Genomic DNA, 15,840 nt, shown 5'->3' with positions numbered 1-15,840 from the left:
GCTGATGATTAAGCCGAGAAAAAGGTGATCGCTTTCTTTGGGCTCATCAGCAGCTACGCAGGGTGACGATTTACGGCAGTGCGAGCATCTGGTCGAGCGCCACTCGCGCGTACTTCGCGGTGTCCGGGTCGACGGTGATCTGGTTGGGCACGCGACCCGCGACCAATTCCTCCAGCGCCCACACGAGGTGGGGGAGATCGATGCGGTTCATCGTCGAGCAGTAGCAGACCGCGCGGTCCAGGAACATGATCCGCTTGTCGGGGTGCTCCAGGGCCATCCGGCGCACGAGGTTGAGCTCGGTGCCGACCGCCCACGCGGAGCCGGCCGGGGCCGCCTCCAGGGCCTTGATGATGTATTCCGTCGAGCCGACCTGGTCGGCGGCGCGCACGACCTCGTGCCGGCACTCGGGGTGCACGATCACATTGACGCCGGGGACCCGCTCGCGGACCTCGCGGACGCTCTCGACGGTGAAGCGGCCGTGGACCGAGCAGTGCCCGCGCCAGAGGATCATCTTGGCGTCGCGGAGCTGCTCCGCGGTGAGACCGCCGTTCGGCTTGTGCGGGTCGTAGAGCACGCAGTCGTCGAGCGTGAGGCCCATCTCCAGCACCGCGGTGTTGCGGCCGAGGTGCTGGTCGGGCAGGAAGAACACCTTCTGGCCCTGCTCGAAGGCCCAGTCGAGGGCCCGCTTGGCGTTCGACGAGGTGCAGACCACGCCGCCGTTGCGCCCGACGAAGCCCTTGATGTCGGCCGAGCTGTTCATGTAGGTCACGGGGACGATGTCGCCCTCGATGCCGAGATCGGTGAACTGGTCCCACGCCGTCTCGACCTGGCCCAGCACGGCCATGTCGGCCATCGAGCAGCCGGCCGCGAGGTCGGGCAGGACGACCTTCTGCGCCGAGGTGGTCAGGATGTCGGCGCTCTCGGCCATGAAGTGCACGCCGCAGAAGACGATGAACTCCGCGTCGGGGCGGGCGGCGGCCTCGCGGGCCAGTTTGAAGGAGTCGCCGGTGACGTCGGCGAACTGGATGACCTCGTCACGCTGGTAGTGGTGGCCCAGCACGAAGACCCGGTCGCCGAGCGCCGCCTTGGCAGCGGTCGCGCGGGCGACCAGATCCGGATCGCTCGGCGCGGGCAGGTCGCCGGGGCAGTCGACGCCGCGCTCACTGGCCGGGTCGGTGCCCTGGCCGAGCAGCAGCAGCGCGAGAGGGGTGTTCGCGGGTTCAGTCCAAGTCGACGTCACGGTGCCTATGTTTCCACAGGGTTGCCAGACGTTGAGGTGTGTCGAAGCCCTCAGCGCTTACGGGCCTTTGTCATGATCTGTCGGATCCGGGCCTGGTTTTCGGGCTTCGCGAGCTGCTGCCGGCCCTGCTGGACGAGCTTCTGACCCTTGGGGCTGCGGAGGAAGGTCTGGAGTCGCTGCATGAGAGTGGCCATGCACACAACGTTGCCAGACGGAGCTGAATGAAACCTGTACCTTCTGTGCTCGTGCGAATACTCATCTGCCCTGACAAGTTCGCCGGGACGCTGAGCGCTGCCGAGGTGGCCGCCGCCGTCGCCGAGGGCTGGCACGGGACCGCGCCCGCCGACGAGTGCGTGCAGCGCCCGCTCTCCGACGGCGGGCCGGGCTTCATCGAGGTGCTCGGCACCGCGCTGGGCGGGCAGCGGATCCCCGTCACCACCGTCGACCCGCTCGGGCGCCCGGTGACCGGCGAGGTGCTGCTCGTCGGTGCCACCGCCTACGTGGAGAGCGCCCAGGCCTGCGGCCTGCATCTTCTGACCGAGGACGAGCGCGACCCCAGGATCACGACGTCGTACGGGCTGGGCCTCCTGCTCGCCGCGGCCGTTGAGGCGGGTGCGACCGAGGTCGTTGTCGGACTCGGCGGCTCCGCGGTCAACGACGCCGGCGCGGGGATGCTGGCCGCGCTGGGTGCCGGGCCGGTCGACATCGGCGGGTACGCGCTCCCGTACGGCGGTGTGGTGCTCGGCACGGCGGAACGGCTCGAAGGCAAGCCGCGGCTGCGTCAGGTGAGCCTCGTGGCCGCCACGGATGTTGACAATCCGCTGCTCGGGCTGCACGGGGCCAGCAACGTGTTCGGGCCGCAGAAGGGTGCCTCGCGTGACGATGTCATGCGGTTGGACGCTGCGCTCGAGCACTTCTCGGGCGTACTCGAAAAAGAATTCGGGGTTGAGGGGCTGGCTCTCATGCCGGGCGCGGGTGCGGCCGGTGGGATCGGGGCCGCGCTGCTCGCCCTCGGTGGACGGGTTGTTTCCGGGATCGGCCTGGTCACCCGCATGATCGGGCTGGACGCCGAGCTGGACCGGGCGGACCTGGTGATCACGGGGGAGGGGTCCTTCGATCACCAGTCGTTGCGCGGGAAGGTAACTGCGGGTATCGCTAATTCCGCTCGTGACCGTGGACTGCCCTGTGTTGTGGTCGCAGGGCGTAACGAGACCGGGCATCGCGAGGCTGCGTCTGCCGGCGTGACCGAGACGTACGCTTTGGTCGAGCACTTCGGGTCATCTGACCTGGCGTTCGCCGAGCCGGCCCGCGGCCTGCGAGAAATCGCATCTCGCCTGGCCACACAATGGTCCCGGTGACTTGGGGAATAAACCCCAAGAGAGCTAGCGTTGGCCGGTACGGCACATCACCGGACCGGCAGGGAGAACCGCACGTGACAACTGAAGCGCACACCGAGTCGACCGAGGCCACCACGGCCGCGCCGACCGGCGTCATTTTGACCGACGTCGCGGCTGTCAAGGTCAAGGGCCTGATCGAGCAGGAAGGGCGCGACGACCTGCGCCTGCGTATCGCCGTGCAGCCCGGTGGCTGCTCCGGCCTGCGCTACCAGCTCTTCTTCGACGAGCGTTCGCTCGATGGGGACGTCGTCAGCGACTTCGACGGTGTCGAGGTCGTCGTCGACCGGATGAGCTCGCCGTACCTGGCGGGTGCCACGATCGACTTCGCGGACCGGATCGACGCGCAGGGCTTCACGATCGACAACCCCAACGCGCAGAATTCCTGTGCCTGTGGTGACTCGTTCCACTAAATCCACCAGCGTTGTTCACCACGAGGGCCGCTCATCCGCAAGCCGGGTCGAGCGGCCCTCGTGCGCCGACCGGTAGGCTCCGGGGGTAATCGCACCCGATCCCCGAGGGCCGACATGAAGATCGCCGTAACCGGCTCGATCGCCACCGACCACCTGATGCACTTCCCGGGCAAGTTCTCGGAGCAGCTCATCGCCGATCAGCTGCACAAGGTCTCGCTCTCCTTCCTCGTCGACGACCTGGTCGTGCGGCGCGGCGGCGTGGCGGCGAACATCGCGTTCGGCATGGGACAGCTGGGCCTGACCCCGATCCTCGTCGGCGCCGTCGGCGCGGACTTCGCCGACTACCGCTCCTGGCTCGAACGCCATGGCGTCGACTGCGACTCGGTGCACGTCAGCGAGGTCGCCCACACGGCGCGCTTCGTGTGCACCACCGACGCGGAGCTCAACCAGATCGCCTCGTTCTACGCCGGCGCGATGACCGAGGCCCGCAACATCGAGCTCGCCCCGGTCGCCACCCGGGCCGGCGGTCTCGACCTCGTCGTGATCGGTGCCAACGACCCGGCCGGCATGCTGCGGCACTCCCAGGAATGCCGCGACCGTGGGTACGCGTTCGCAGCGGACCCGTCGCAGCAGCTCGCCTGGATGGACGGCAAGGACGTGCTGCCGCTGATCGAGGGCGCCAAGTTCCTGTTCACCAACGAGTACGAGCGCTCGCTGCTCGAGACCAAGACCGGCCTCAGCGGCGACCAGGTCCTCGAGCACGTCGAGATCCGGGTCACCACGCTGGGCGCCGGCGGTGCCGAGATCACGGGCCGTGGCATCGAGCGCATCCACGTCCCGGTCGCCCGTGACGTGGTCCCGCAGGACCCGACCGGTGTCGGCGACGGCTTCCGGGCGGGCTTCTTCGCGGCGCTGAGCTGGGGCGCAGGGCTCGAGCGTGCCGCGCAGGTGGGCTCGCTCGTCGCCGCGAACGTGCTCGAGTCCGACGGCGGCCAGGAATATGCCATCGCCACGGACCAGTTCCTCAAGCGGCTCGCCGACTCGTACGGTGACGAGGCCGCCGCGGAGATCCAGCCGCATCTGATCCAGGCCTGAGGAGTACGAGAACCATGGTGCTGGCCGTCTTCGCCGGACTTCCGGGCGTGGGAAAGAGCACGCTCGCGCAGCAGGTGGGGGCGGCCATGCCCGCCACGGTTCTCGCGGTCGACACGGTCGACGTCGCCCTGCGGGTCTACGACGTGACCGAGCCGCGTCCCGGCTACGCCGCTTACGGGGTGGTGGCGGCGCTGGCGGAGACCCAGCTGCTGCTGGGCCATCACGTGATCATCGACGCGGTGAACCCGGTCAAGGGCGCCCGGCAGCTCTGGGTCGACCTCGCCGACCGCCTCGACGTGCCGCTGCGCGTAGTCGAGGTCTTCTGCGGTGACGACGACGAGCACCGGCGGCGGGCGCGATCCTGGGCGGACGTGCTGAAGGTCAGCGCCGAGTACGAGCCCTACGTCGGCCCGCGCCTGGTGGTCGACACCTTCCTCGCCAAGGAGCCGGTCAAACCGGTGCTCAACTATTTGACCTTCCGCACCTCGTAGGCGTCCGCCTCCGGGGAGCCGAGGTATTCCTGGCCCTTCATCCGGCACCACGCCGGGATGTCGTTGGCCGCGGCCGGGTCGTCGGCCAGCACCCTGACCACCTCGCCGACCTTTACGCCGGGCATCGCCCTGGCCAGGTCGATGATCGGCAGGGGACAGCGGCGGCCCCGCGAATCCACCTCGATCACATTCCCGCCTCCTTCCGGATCGCTTCGACCAGCCCTGGGAGCACCGCGAGGAAGCGGTCCACGTCGGCCGCGGTCGTGCCCCGGTGCAGGGACACGCGTACGTTGCCGTGGCTGAGCACGCCCATCGCCTCCAGCACGTGACTCGGCCGCAGCGTCGACGCCGTGCACGACGAGCCCGACGAGACCGCGAAGCCGTGCCGGTCGAGGGCGTGCAGCAGCGCCTCGCCGTCCACATAGAGGCACGAGAACGTCACCAGGTGCGGCAGCCGTGCGTCCGGATCCCCGACGATCTCCACGTCGGGCACGGTCTCCGCCACCGTTTTTCTGATCTTCTCGACGAGGGGGCTCAACCGCGCCGCCTCCGCCTGCTCCTCTGCCAGCACGGCTCGCAAACTCGCCGCTGCCGCGACGATCTCCGGGAGATTGACAGACCCTTCCGCGTGCGGTCTGTGAAGATCATCACCGGGGTACGGAGAGAGCCAGCGCACACCTTTGCGTACGACGAGCAGCCCGACGCCCGCCGGACCGCCCCACTTGCGCGCGCTCGCGGTCAGCAGCGACCAGCCCGACGGGACAGGGGAGTGCCCGAGGGACTGTGCAGCGTCCACATACAGCGGCACGCCGTGCTCCGCGCACACGGCCGCTGCTTCCTCTACCGGCTGCACCGTGCCTACCTCGTGGCTCGCGCTGATCAACGCCGCCAAAGCCGTGCCCGGTGTGCTCACCGCTTCGTCCCAGGCACGCAGATCGAGGCGTCCGAGCCGGTCCACACCCACCTCACGGGCCTCCCCGTGCCGGGCGGCGGCGTGCAGCACCGCGGAGTGCTCGATCGCCGAGTGGACGAACGTTTTGCCTGCTCGGGCGCGACCCGCCAGTCCGCCCAGGACGGCGGCATGGGCGGCGGTGGTGCCCGAGGGGAGGAAGGTGACCTCGTCCGGGCGTACCCCTATGCACTGAGCGACCGTGGCCGTAGCCGCCTCCCTCAGCTGCTGCGCCCGCCGGCCCGCGGCATAGAGCCGATCCGGGTCCGCCCAGCCGTCCTCCAGCGCCGCCAGCAAGGCCTGCCGTCCCACAGGATGCATCGGTGCGGCGCTCGCCGCGTCCAGGTACGCGGGCGCACCGGCTTGTTCCGCCCTGTATTCCACCCTCGGAACGGTATCGTCCACAGGATCGGGGTAAGCACGACCGCTGGGAAGATCCGACCCCCGGCAATCGGGCGGCATCGGCAGGTCGAGTACTGTGCGACAGTCGGTGACACCTTGCCGTTCGGTGTCCGGTTTCTTCGCACCGGGCGGTGCTCAAGGGAGGCATGAGCAGGTGGTCTCAAGGAGTTCGGTCGCACGGCCGCGCGTCGTTCGGCTCGCCGGGCTCGGTGTCGGCGGTGCCATACTGCTGGCCCTGCTGTCCGGTTGTTCCGCGGACGGGATCGGCGACGCCATGGGCGGCTTCGGCTGGCCCAAGCACGGCATCAGCCTGCAGGCCCACAAGATGTACGACATGTGGATCGCCGCGGTCATCGCGGCCCTCGTCGTCGGCGTCTTCGTGTGGGGCCTGATCTTCTGGTGCATCATCCGGTACCGCAAGCGTGGCGACAAGCTGCCCGTGCAGACCCGGTTCAACATGCCGATGGAGGTCCTCTACACGGTCACCCCGGTCCTGATCGTCGCGGTGCTCTTCTACTACACGGCGATCGTCCAGACCGATGTGGACAAGCTCTCGGCGAAACCCGACCAGACGGTCGAGGTTGTCGCGTTCAAGTGGAACTGGCAGTTCAACTACCGCGACGGCGTCGGAGAAGACGCCAACACGGTCGCCTCCACGCTCGGCACCACCTCGGACATCCCGATCCTCGTCCTCCCGACCGGGCGCACCATCCGGTTCGAAGAGACCAGCAAGGACGTCATCCACTCGTTCTGGGTGCCGGAGATGCTGTTCAAGCGGGACGTCTTCCCGGGCAGCGTGCGCAACACCTTCGAGGTCACCCTCGACAAGGAAGGCCGCTACGTCGGCCGGTGCGCCGAGCTCTGCGGCACCTACCACGCGTTCATGCAGTTCGAGCTCGTCGTGGTCTCGCCGGAGAAGTTCGACCAGTTCCTCAAGGCCAAGGAAGACGGCCAGGACACGCACCAGGCGATGGCGACCATCGGCTTCACCGGCGACCAGTCCTACGCCATCACCACGAAGCCGTACGACAGCCGCCGCCACGACGACTCGTGGAACCAGTCCGGTGCCACGGCCTCGGGTAAGTAGGAGTACGCGTTGAAGACCGAATACAAGATCTTCGTAGGCGTCGCCGTCTTCCTCTTCGGCGCGGCGGCCGTCTACGGCTTCTACACCCACGGCGCCCAGGGCCAGATCGAATGGATCGGCCTCGTCGCCCTGATCCTCTCCGGCCTGCTCTGCTCCATGTGCGGCGGCTTCTTCTGGTTCGTCGCCCGCCGCATCGACCTGCGCCCCGAAGACCGCGACGACGGCGAAATCGCCGAAGGGGCGGGGGAACTCGGCTTCTTCAGCCCGGGTAGCTACTGGCCGTTCGGTCTTGCGCTCTCCGCGGCCATCGCCGGTCTGGGGCTGGTGTTCTGGATGTGGTGGTTGATCGCCCTCGGGATGTTGATGGTTGTTTTCGCCGCGTGTGGGTTGCTGTTCGAGTACTACTCGGGAAGCCGGCATCCCGTCGAGCACTGATCCTCTTTGCCTTGTGATAGACCCGTTCCTTGCTTCGGTTGGGGGCGGGTCTTTCTCATTGGGCTCAGTGGGATTGTCACCGTGGGACGGTTGGGGCGGGGGTGTTCTAAGACAGGCTTTAAGGGCGTTTTTATGCCTGTCTTAGAACACCCCCGCCCCAACCTTGCATGGGGACATGCTGCGGCTATGAGATGGGTTGCCCGCCGCTGTCTGCATGGGTAGGCAAGGCGTTCACTTTGCGCTTAGGGGTCTGGCTGCCGCGCTGTGCTCACTCTCGGGCCGTAACTCGCGCAGGCCGGCCTTCGCGGGTGGTCTCGCGACGTACCTCGCCGCTTTCGCGGGCGGTTGCAGCCTTCAGCGCACTCGCCATACCAAGACCATCGCCGTCCCTGGAAACCCCGTGGCTGGTGTTCTTGCTGGGTCAGCGGCGGGTTCGCTGGGCGGCCTCGGTGGTGCTGGGCTGGGACCAGCGGGTTCGCTCGTGGCGGCCTCGGTGGTGCTGGGCTGGGGTACGGCGAGTTGGCTGGTGGCGGCCTCGGTGGTGCTGGGCTGGGGTGTGGCGGGTTCGCTGGTGGTGGCCTCGTGGTGGTGGGCTGGGGGGTGGCGGGGGCTCACATGCTGGTGGGCCGTGGTTAGTCCGTGAGTGGGCGGCGCGGTGCGTCGCGGGACCGACCGCCTGGGCCGGCCTGCGGGAGTTGATCGGTTGGGGTGAGCACAGCGCGGCAGCCAGACCCGTTGCCTAGAGGTGGGCGACTGGCCCGGCCATGCAGCCAGCGGTGGGTGATCATCTCCTGGCGGTAGCTGAGGTCAATGCAAGGGTGGAGGCCTGGGTGTCTAAGACAGGCATAAAAAAGCCCTTAAAGCCTGTCTTAGACACCCAGGCCTCCACCCGTCAACCGCGACAATCAAGCAGCCCGCCGCTGCAGAGGAGCAACCCGCCCCCCACCAGGCCGAAGCCAAACCCGAATCTCCAACGGCGCGAGAATCTCCGCTGCACCACACCGAGTACACAACAACTCGGGGCACTCGTCCTCATGCCCATCCTCGCAAGGAGGAGTCAAGAACGGCAGTTCCGTATCGCAGAGGACGCAGCGCAAATCGCGTTCCTTCACGGGTGGCTCCTCTTCGTCGGAAGGTGGAATTACCCGAATGTCATTCAAACGTTGTCATGACGGACGCGAGGAGCGTTGGAGGTGCGTCGGCGTGTTGTGCCGGCTTTCCGGGTTGGCCTCGGGTGGGGCCGGGGGTCAGGGGAGTTCGGCGGCCTTGGCGGTCCTGGCGGCTTCGACCCAGCGGTTGAGGAGGGTTGTTGCTGCTCCTGAGTCCACTGTTTCGGCGGCGCGGGTGATGCCGGCGCGCATGGTGTCGGCGAAGGTGCCGGGGAAGCCCGCGTGGGCGGCGAAGGCTGCGGCGGCGTTGAGCAGGACCGCGTCGCGGATCGGGCCTTTGGCGCCGGCGAACATGTCGAGGGCGGCTGCGGCGTTGAAGGGGGCGTCGCCGCCGCGGAGGTCGCCGGGGGCGCTGCGGGGCAGGCCCAGGTCCACCGCGTCCACCACGGACTCGGTCACCGTGCCGTTTTTTACGAGCCAGACGCGGGTGGGTGCGGCGGTGGTGAACTCGTCGAGGCCGTCCTCGCCCCGCATGACCAGGGCGGAGTCGCCTCGGCGGGCGAAGACCTCGGCCATGACCGGGGCCATGCGCAGGTCGAAGCAGCCGACCGCGGCGTTGCGGGGGCGGGCCGGGTTGGTGAGGGGGCCGAGAAAGTTGAAGAACGTGGGGTGGCCGAGCTCGCGGCGGGTGATCGCCGCGTGCCGCATGCCGGGGTGGTAGCGGGCCGCGAAGCAGAACGCGATGCCCGCTTCGGCGACCGTGGCGGCCACGCCGCCGGGGCCCAGGTCGAGCGGGATGCCGAAGTGTTCGAGCAGGTCAGCGGTGCCGCACGCGGACGATGCCGCCCGGTTGCCGTGCTTGACGACCTTGACGCCGGCTGCCGCCGTGACGATCGCGGCCATCGTGGAGATGTTCACGGTGTGGGCCTGGTCGCCGCCGGTGCCCACGACGTCGACGGCGTCCGCGCGGATCTGCTCGGGCAGGTCGACGACGGTCGCGTTGGCGAGCATGGCCTCGACCAGGCCGGAGAGCTCCCCGGGTGTCTCACCCTTGGCGCGCAGGGCGACGGCGAAACCGGCTACCTGTACGGGGGTGGCGTTGCCCGCCATGATCTCGCCCATCGCCCAGCCCGTGTCCTGCGCCGAGAGCTCCTCCGTGCGTAGCAGGGCGCTGAGCAGTTTGGGCCAGGTGCGTGCGCCCATGGGGGCCTCCGTTGTCGCTTGCCGGGATGAGGTGGGCCGGCCCCGCTGAGGCCGGCCCGGGGGGATCATCAGCCCAGGGTGCCCATGGTGCCCAGTGCGACGGCGCCGCCGCGGCGGGCGCGGAGCATGCCGGCGATCGTCTGGCCCGTGGTCACCGGGTCGAGGGGGTAGATCAGCGTCTCGTCGACCTGGGCGAATGCGGCCAGCCAGCGGTCCGCCGCGCGGGCGATCACGACGCAGGTGGGTGGCGGGTCGGCGTACTCATCCTTGGTCTGGCGGGCGATGCCCAGGCCGCCGGCCGGGGATGCCTCGCCGTCGAGGACCATCAGGTCGATCTCGTAGTCGTCGAGCAGGCGACGGCACTCCTCCCAGGTGGAGGCGTCGGTGAACTCGACCTTCAGGTCGGCCGCGGGGCGTACGCCGATCGCGAGCCTGATCTTGTCGCGGACCGCGACGTCGTCGCTGTAGAGCAGGACCGTGTAGGTGTCCGGCTCGGGCTTGGTGCTGTCGCTCATGATCTGCCCCGGCTTTCCCAGCTCGTAGGTGCCCGCTGATGCTACCGAACCGGTCATTCGGCGTCGGTCCGCGGTCGTGCCGACGCGACCTCCGTTGTGATCTTGGTCGCCGCGTCCTCGGCGTCACCATTGTTACCGGCGTCACTGCCGGCCGTGTCCCCGGGCGGGGGTGCCGACGCCGCGGCGGCCGCCGCGGCCTCCTCCGCCTCCTGACGGTCCAGGGCGCGGTCGATCCGTTTGGCCTCGCGTTCCGACTGGCGGATCCACTGCAGCACCAGGATGCCGAGCATGGTGACGCTGACCAGTTCGCCTCCGGCCCAGAGGATGCCGCCCGCCGTGACCTGGTCGGATTCCGGGGTGACCCAGCTCAGGTGCAGGTTCGGGTACCAGTCGCCGCCGAGCAGGGTCTTGCTCTGCATGATCGTCAGGCCCAGGACCGTGTGGAACGGCACCGACAGGACCATGAGCAGGGCACGAGCGGGGTACGGCCACCTGTTCGGCAACGGGTCGAGCCCCAGTAGCGGCCAGAAGAACAGGCACCCGGTGACGATGAAGTGGATGTGGATGAACTCGTGCAGCCACGCGTGCTCGAGCGTCTGCCGGTAGAGGCCCGTGAAGTAGAGGACGAACGGGTTCGCGATGAAGATGCCAAACGCGACCAGCGGGAACGTCAGCACCCGGGCGGGGCCGCTGTGCACGATCGCGAGCACCACCTTGCGGCTCTGCTTCGGCAGCGTCCGCAGTGCCAGGGTCACCGGGGCGCCGAGAGCCAGGAAGATCGGGCCCACCATGGACAGCACCATGTGCTGGACCATGTGCACGCTGAGCAGCGTGGTGTCGTACGTCTCGATGCCGGTCACAGTCACCGCGGCGATCGAACCGAGGCCGCCGGCGACGAACGCCACAGTCCGGCCCCGCGGCCAGTGGTCACCGCGCTGCTTGAGGCGGTGCACGCCGTACAGGTAAAGAGCCGCCGCGACCAGCAGGAACAGGGCAATCAGGCTGGTCAGGTGGATCTGCGTGAAGATCTCGGCCGGGCTGAACGGCGGCGGGACAGTATCCTCCGCCACCAGGACGAGGGTGGCCGTTTCGACGTGTTGCACCCCCCGAGGCTAGGCCTATGAGCTGCTTGCGCGTTCTACCGGGACCCGACACGTACCGGATTCGACCCCCCGCCACACGTTGAGGTGATCGCGGGGCAATAATGAGCCGGTGACAGCGGCCCCAGCCATCGACAAGAGCCGGATCCACTCGCTGACCAGACCCAACATGGTCAGCGTGGGAACCATCGTGTGGCTCTCCAGTGAGCTCATGTTCTTCGCGGCTTTGTTCGCCATGTACTTCGCGATCCGCGCGGCGGACTACAGCATGTGGGAAGAGCACACCAAAGAGCTCAACGTCCCCTACGCGACGACCTTCACGGTGATCCTCGTGCTCTCGTCGGTGACCTGCCAGCTCGGCGTGTTCGCCGCGGAGAAGGGTGACGTGCACGCGCTGCGGCGCTGGTTCACGATCACCTTCGTCATGGGCCTGATCTTCGTGCTCGGCCAGGCGAACGAGTACCGCAACCTCGTCCATGACGGCATCAAGCTCAACGGCGACGGCTACGGCTCGATGTTCTACCTGACGACGGGCTTCCACGGCCTTCACGTCACGGGTGGTCTCATCGCCTTCATCGTCTACATGATCCGCACGACCATGGGCCGGTTCACGCCGGCTCAGGCCACGTCGGCGATCGTCGTGTCGTACTACTGGCACTTCGTCGATGTGGTGTGGATCGCGCTGTTCGCCATGATCTATTGGCTTCAGTAGATCCGCCGTCGTCCGTGAGTATCAAGGTCAAGACCCAGAGGGACACAGCCAATGACTTCTGACACCCCCGCCGGACGGCGCTTCCGGGTGTTCAACCGGCGGCGGTCCGCGCCGAGCCGGGCGCGCAGGCGCCTCGGCGCCGCGGCCCGCATGCTCGCCGCGCTCGCCCTCGCCGGCGGCATCTACACCGCCTTCGCCCCGGGTGCGTTCGCCGAGGACGACACACAGTTGTCCACGGCGGCCCAGGAGGGCCAGGCACTCTTCAACAACAGCTGCGTCACCTGCCACGGCCTCAACGCTGAGGGTGTCGAGGGACGCGGACCGAGCCTGATCGGCGTCGGCTCCGCCTCGGTCGAGTTCCAGGTCGGCACGGGCCGCATGCCCATGACGCGCCAGGAAGCCCAGGCCGAGCAGAAGCGCCCGGTCTTCGACGAGACGCAGACCAAGCAGCTGGGTCAGTACATCCAGGAGCTCGGCGGCGGCCCGCAGATCCCGGCCGGTGACCTCACGGACAACGTGAAGACCAACCCGGAGGCGCTGGCCAAGGGTGGTGAGCTCTTCCGGCTCAACTGCGCCCAGTGCCACGGCAACGTCGGCGCCGGTGGCGCGCTCTCCTCCGGAAAGTTCGCGCCGAGCCTGCACGACGCGACGCCTTCGCAGATCTACGGCGCCATGCTCACCGGCCCGCAGAACATGCCGGTGTTCGGCGACAACGAGCTGACGCCGGAGCAGAAGACCGAGATCATCACGTACATCAACACTCAGATCCAGAACGACAAGGACCCGGGCGGTATCTTCAACCTGGGTGGCTACGGTCCGGCGACCGAGGGTCTCGCGATCTTCGTGGTCGGCATCACCATCCTGGTGTTCACGTCGCTGTGGATTGCGGGGAAGTCATGACCGTTACGCAGGACGGGGCGCACGGGGCCGGCACCAAGCCGGTCGACGTGAACGACCCCAAGCTCTCCCGCTTCGACATCGTCCGCGAGGGCGCGCGGCGTGACGACATCGAGATCGTCACGTACGAGTCGCAGTTCCAGGGCACGAACTCCAAGGCCGAGAAGCGGGTCGTCCGCAACATCGCCCTGCTGTTCATGATCTCGGGTCTCGCCGCTGCGGCGTTCGTGGTGTTCTTCATCGTCTGGCCGTGGGAGTTCGAGCTCGGCCACACGATGAGCGACTACTACACGCCGATCCTGGGCATCTCGCTCGGCATCTCGCTCTTCGCGCTCGGCATCGCGATCCTGGCCTGGGCCAAGAAGCTGCTGCCGCACGAGGTCTCGATCCAGGACCGGCACAACAAGCCGTCCAGCGACGAGGACCGGCTCATCACCGGCCAGACGATGGCCTACCTGGTGGACGAGCTCGGCGTGCAGCGCCGGCCGCTGCTGAAGGGTGCGATCGCACTCGGCCTGGCTCCGCTCGGGGTGGCCGCGGCCGCGCCGCTGCTCGGTGGCCTGATCGAGAACCCGCACAAGGACTCCGAGCCGTTCATGTACCACACCGGCTTCGACCCGGTGCCCAACAACGGCCAGCTGGTCCGCCTCACCCGTGAGGACGGCAGCCCGGTGCGGCCCGACGATGTCAGTGTCGGCGGTCAGATCACCGTCTTCCCCGGCATCCCCGGCGGTGCGACCAACAAGTACGCCGACTCGCCCACGCTGCTGGTGCACCTGCGTGCCCAGGACGCCCAGGACGCCCGCGAGGCGACCGAGGCGGACAAGATCAACAAGGGCGGCATGTGGGGCAACTACGTGGCGTACTCGAAGATCTGCACGCACGCCGGCTGCCCGGCCAGCCTGTACGAGCAGCAGACCAACCGGCTGCTCTGCCCGTGCCACCAGTCGCAGTTCCTGATCACCGATAACGCGCGCCCGATCTTCGGACCGGCCAGCCGCCGCCTGCCCCTGCTGCCCCTCGAGGTGGACGAAGAGGGCTTCTTCGTGGCAGCGTCTGACTATCCCGAGGTAATCGGACCCGACTTCTGGGAGCGGCCATGAAACGTCGAAGGCTGGACCTCGCACAGGTCCCCGCTAACGTCGGTAAGGGTGTGGACGACCGTTACAAGGTCGCCACTCCGCTGCGCGGCCTGCTGAACAAGGTTTTCCCTGATCACTGGTCGTTCCTGCTCGGTGAGATCGCGCTCTTCTCCTTCGTCGTGCTGCTGCTGAGCGGCGTCTTCCTGACGCTGTTCTTCGACCCGTCGATGAAGGAAGTCACCTACGACGGCCCCTACACCGCCCTGCGCGGCGTGGACATGTCGGCGGCGTACGCATCCTCCCTGCACATCTCGTTCGAGGTGCGCGGTGGTCTGTTCATGCGCCAGATGCACCACTGGGCAGCGCTGCTGTTCATGGCCTCGATCGTCATCCACATGGCGCGGATCTTCTTCACCGGAGCGTTCCGCAAGCCGCGTGAGGCCAACTGGACCATCGGCATCATCCTGTTCCTGCTCGGGTTCTTCGCCGGCTTCACCGGCTACTCGCTCCCCGACGACGGCCTCTCCGGCACGGGCCTGCGGATCGCCTCGGCGATCATGCTCTCCATCCCGGTCATCGGCACCTGGATGTCCGCGGCGGTCTTCGGCGGCGAGTACCCGGGCGAGTTCATCATCGGGCGCTTCTACATCGCGCACGTGCTGCTCATCCCCGGTGGCCTGCTCGCCCTGATCAGCGTCCACCTCGGCCTGGTCTTCGCGCAGAAGCACACCCAGTGGCCCGGCCCGCTGCGGACCAACGACAACGTCGTGGGCGAGCGCATGTTCCCGCGGTACGCGCTCAAGCAGGGCGGCTTCTTCATGGCCGTCTTCGGCACGATCGCGCTGCTCGCCGGCCTGTTCCAGATCAACCCGATCTGGCTCTTCGGCCCGTACCTCGCCTCGGCGGTCTCCTCCGCGAGCCAGCCCGACTGGTACGTCATGTTCATGGACGGCCTTGTCCGCCTCATGCCGGCCTGGCAGATCGACTTCCCGATCGGTGACGGCTACGTGCTGCCGCCGCTGTTCTGGCCCGCTGTGGTCGGCCTCGGCGCGCTGTTCACGCTGCCGATGCTCTACCCGACGATCGAAGCCCGGCGCACCAAGGACAAGGGCTCCCATCACCTGCTCCAGCGCCCGCGAGACGCGCCTGAGCGTACGGGTGTCGGCGCCATGGCCTTCACGTTCTTCACCATCGCGACGCTGTCCGGTGCCAACGACGTGATCGCCGACAAGTTCCACATCAGCCTCAACGCGATGACCTGGGCGGGCCGCATCGGTCTGCTGGTCCTCCCGCCGCTGGCCTACTACATCTCGGTCCGCGTCTGCCTCGGCCTGCAGCAGCACGACCGCGAGGTCCTGGCCCACGGCGTCGAGACGGGCATCATCCGGCGCAACCCGGACGGCCGCTTCGAAGAGGTCCACCAGCCCCTCGGCCCGGTCGACGACCACGGCCACCCCATCCCGCTCGACTACATCGGCTGGGTTGTCCCGAAGAAGATGAACCGGGTCGGCGCTCTCGCCCCGGCCATCAAGGGCTTCTTCTTCCCCGTCGAGACCCTGCCGGAGGCCCCGGTCTCCCCAGCCGTCCCGTCGGTGACCGGCCCCAGCGCCCGCGAGGAAATCACCTCCGGCCGCTGATCCAGAATCAGGTAAAAGGGAGCCCCGCCCGGGGCTCCCTTTTTCGTGCGCTGATGGCCTTCCCGCTGGTGACCGGGTA

General features: G+C 68.0%; 17 protein-coding genes. 10 read left to right on the top strand and 7 right to left on the bottom strand.

The annotated features are described in order from the left end of the window. Window positions 1-70: 70 nt before the first annotated feature. Window positions 71-1,240 carry a quinolinate synthase NadA gene (gene nadA / locus Ahu01nite_RS03285; RefSeq protein ID WP_203834848.1) on the bottom strand — a complete coding sequence of 390 codons (1,170 nt, stop codon included), beginning with the start codon at window positions 1,238-1,240 and terminating at the stop codon, window positions 71-73. A gap of 50 nt (window positions 1,241-1,290) precedes the next feature. Beyond that, window positions 1,291-1,434, bottom strand: a complete 144-nt coding sequence (locus Ahu01nite_RS03280; RefSeq protein WP_203834958.1) for a hypothetical protein — start codon at window positions 1,432-1,434, stop codon at window positions 1,291-1,293. Between the two features lie 27 nt (window positions 1,435-1,461). Here Ahu01nite_RS03280 and Ahu01nite_RS03275 point away from each other — a divergent pair, with 27 nt between their 5' ends. From Ahu01nite_RS03275 to Ahu01nite_RS03260, 4 genes are all read left to right on the top strand, one after another. Continuing rightward, on the top strand, window positions 1,462-2,598 hold the full coding sequence (locus Ahu01nite_RS03275; protein ID WP_203834847.1) for a glycerate kinase family protein: 1,137 nt from the start codon (window positions 1,462-1,464) through the stop codon (window positions 2,596-2,598). A 74-nt stretch (window positions 2,599-2,672) separates the two neighbouring features. After that, window positions 2,673-3,047 carry an iron-sulfur cluster insertion protein ErpA gene (gene erpA / locus Ahu01nite_RS03270; protein WP_203834846.1) on the top strand — a complete coding sequence of 125 codons (375 nt, stop codon included), beginning with the start codon at window positions 2,673-2,675 and terminating at the stop codon, window positions 3,045-3,047. 114 nt (window positions 3,048-3,161) lie between these two features. After that, the gene (locus Ahu01nite_RS03265) at window positions 3,162-4,142 is read left to right on the top strand and encodes a carbohydrate kinase family protein (RefSeq protein ID WP_203834845.1); all 981 of its coding nucleotides are present in this window, start codon (window positions 3,162-3,164) and stop codon (window positions 4,140-4,142) included. A gap of 14 nt (window positions 4,143-4,156) precedes the next feature. After that, entirely contained in the window at window positions 4,157-4,633 is a 477-nt protein-coding gene (locus Ahu01nite_RS03260; protein WP_203834844.1) for a P-loop nucleotide/nucleoside kinase family protein, read from the top strand. Here the strand turns inward: Ahu01nite_RS03260 and Ahu01nite_RS03255 are convergent. Both Ahu01nite_RS03255 and Ahu01nite_RS03250 read right to left on the bottom strand, forming a co-directional pair. Further along, window positions 4,609-4,821 carry a sulfurtransferase TusA family protein gene (locus tag Ahu01nite_RS03255; protein WP_203834843.1) on the bottom strand — a complete coding sequence of 71 codons (213 nt, stop codon included), beginning with the start codon at window positions 4,819-4,821 and terminating at the stop codon, window positions 4,609-4,611. The two genes, Ahu01nite_RS03260 and Ahu01nite_RS03255, sit on opposite strands and share 25 nt — an antisense overlap. Continuing rightward, window positions 4,818-5,966 (bottom strand): cysteine desulfurase family protein, encoded by a 1,149-nt coding sequence (locus tag Ahu01nite_RS03250; protein ID WP_275411695.1) that lies wholly within the window; start codon window positions 5,964-5,966, stop codon window positions 4,818-4,820. Before Ahu01nite_RS03250 ends, Ahu01nite_RS03255 begins: the two co-directional genes overlap by 4 nt. A 172-nt stretch (window positions 5,967-6,138) precedes the next feature. Between Ahu01nite_RS03250 and ctaC the strand changes: the two genes are divergently transcribed. Both ctaC and Ahu01nite_RS03240 read left to right on the top strand, forming a co-directional pair. Beyond that, on the top strand, window positions 6,139-7,071 hold the full coding sequence (ctaC, locus tag Ahu01nite_RS03245) for an aa3-type cytochrome oxidase subunit II (protein WP_203834841.1): 933 nt from the start codon (window positions 6,139-6,141) through the stop codon (window positions 7,069-7,071). A 9-nt stretch (window positions 7,072-7,080) separates the two neighbouring features. Then, a complete protein-coding gene (locus tag Ahu01nite_RS03240; protein WP_203834840.1) occupies window positions 7,081-7,506 on the top strand; it encodes a cytochrome c oxidase subunit 4 in 426 nt (141 codons plus the stop codon). 1,247 nt (window positions 7,507-8,753) lie between these two features. Here the strand turns inward: Ahu01nite_RS03240 and trpD are convergent. The 3 genes from trpD to Ahu01nite_RS03225 all read right to left on the bottom strand — a co-directional run bounded on the left by trpD (window position 8,754) and on the right by Ahu01nite_RS03225 (window position 11,436). Next, window positions 8,754-9,818: an anthranilate phosphoribosyltransferase gene (gene trpD / locus Ahu01nite_RS03235; RefSeq protein WP_203834839.1), complete on the bottom strand. Its 1,065-nt coding sequence runs from the start codon at window positions 9,816-9,818 to the stop codon at window positions 8,754-8,756. A 68-nt stretch (window positions 9,819-9,886) separates the two neighbouring features. Next, a complete protein-coding gene (locus Ahu01nite_RS03230; protein WP_203834946.1) occupies window positions 9,887-10,333 on the bottom strand; it encodes a hypothetical protein in 447 nt (148 codons plus the stop codon). Window positions 10,334-10,386: 53 nt separating this feature from the next. Further along, window positions 10,387-11,436, bottom strand: coding sequence for a cytochrome c oxidase assembly protein (locus tag Ahu01nite_RS03225; RefSeq protein WP_239158582.1), 1,050 nt, complete (start codon window positions 11,434-11,436; stop codon window positions 10,387-10,389). Window positions 11,437-11,545: 109 nt separating this feature from the next. Between Ahu01nite_RS03225 and ctaE the strand changes: the two genes are divergently transcribed. From ctaE to qcrB, 4 genes are read left to right on the top strand one after another with little or no spacing between them, the layout of a single operon-like run. Next, window positions 11,546-12,145 (top strand): aa3-type cytochrome oxidase subunit III, encoded by a 600-nt coding sequence (gene ctaE, locus Ahu01nite_RS03220; protein ID WP_203834838.1) that lies wholly within the window; start codon window positions 11,546-11,548, stop codon window positions 12,143-12,145. A gap of 51 nt (window positions 12,146-12,196) precedes the next feature. Continuing rightward, window positions 12,197-13,045, top strand: coding sequence for a cytochrome bc1 complex diheme cytochrome c subunit (gene qcrC, locus Ahu01nite_RS03215; RefSeq protein ID WP_203834837.1), 849 nt, complete (start codon window positions 12,197-12,199; stop codon window positions 13,043-13,045). Continuing rightward, window positions 13,042-14,145: a cytochrome bc1 complex Rieske iron-sulfur subunit gene (qcrA, locus tag Ahu01nite_RS03210; protein ID WP_203834836.1), complete on the top strand. Its 1,104-nt coding sequence runs from the start codon at window positions 13,042-13,044 to the stop codon at window positions 14,143-14,145. The genes qcrC and qcrA overlap by 4 nt, the downstream gene beginning before the upstream one ends. Continuing rightward, window positions 14,142-15,761, top strand: a complete 1,620-nt coding sequence (gene qcrB / locus Ahu01nite_RS03205; RefSeq protein ID WP_203834835.1) for a cytochrome bc1 complex cytochrome b subunit — start codon at window positions 14,142-14,144, stop codon at window positions 15,759-15,761. Before qcrA ends, qcrB begins: the two co-directional genes overlap by 4 nt. Window positions 15,762-15,840 lie beyond the last annotated feature (79 nt).

Source organism: Winogradskya humida (genome assembly GCF_016862215.1).
Lineage (GTDB): Bacteria > Actinomycetota > Actinomycetes > Mycobacteriales > Micromonosporaceae > Actinoplanes > Actinoplanes humidus.
The sequence above is the reverse complement of the archived record's forward strand: the minus strand, read 5'-3'. Positions and strand labels throughout refer to the sequence as shown.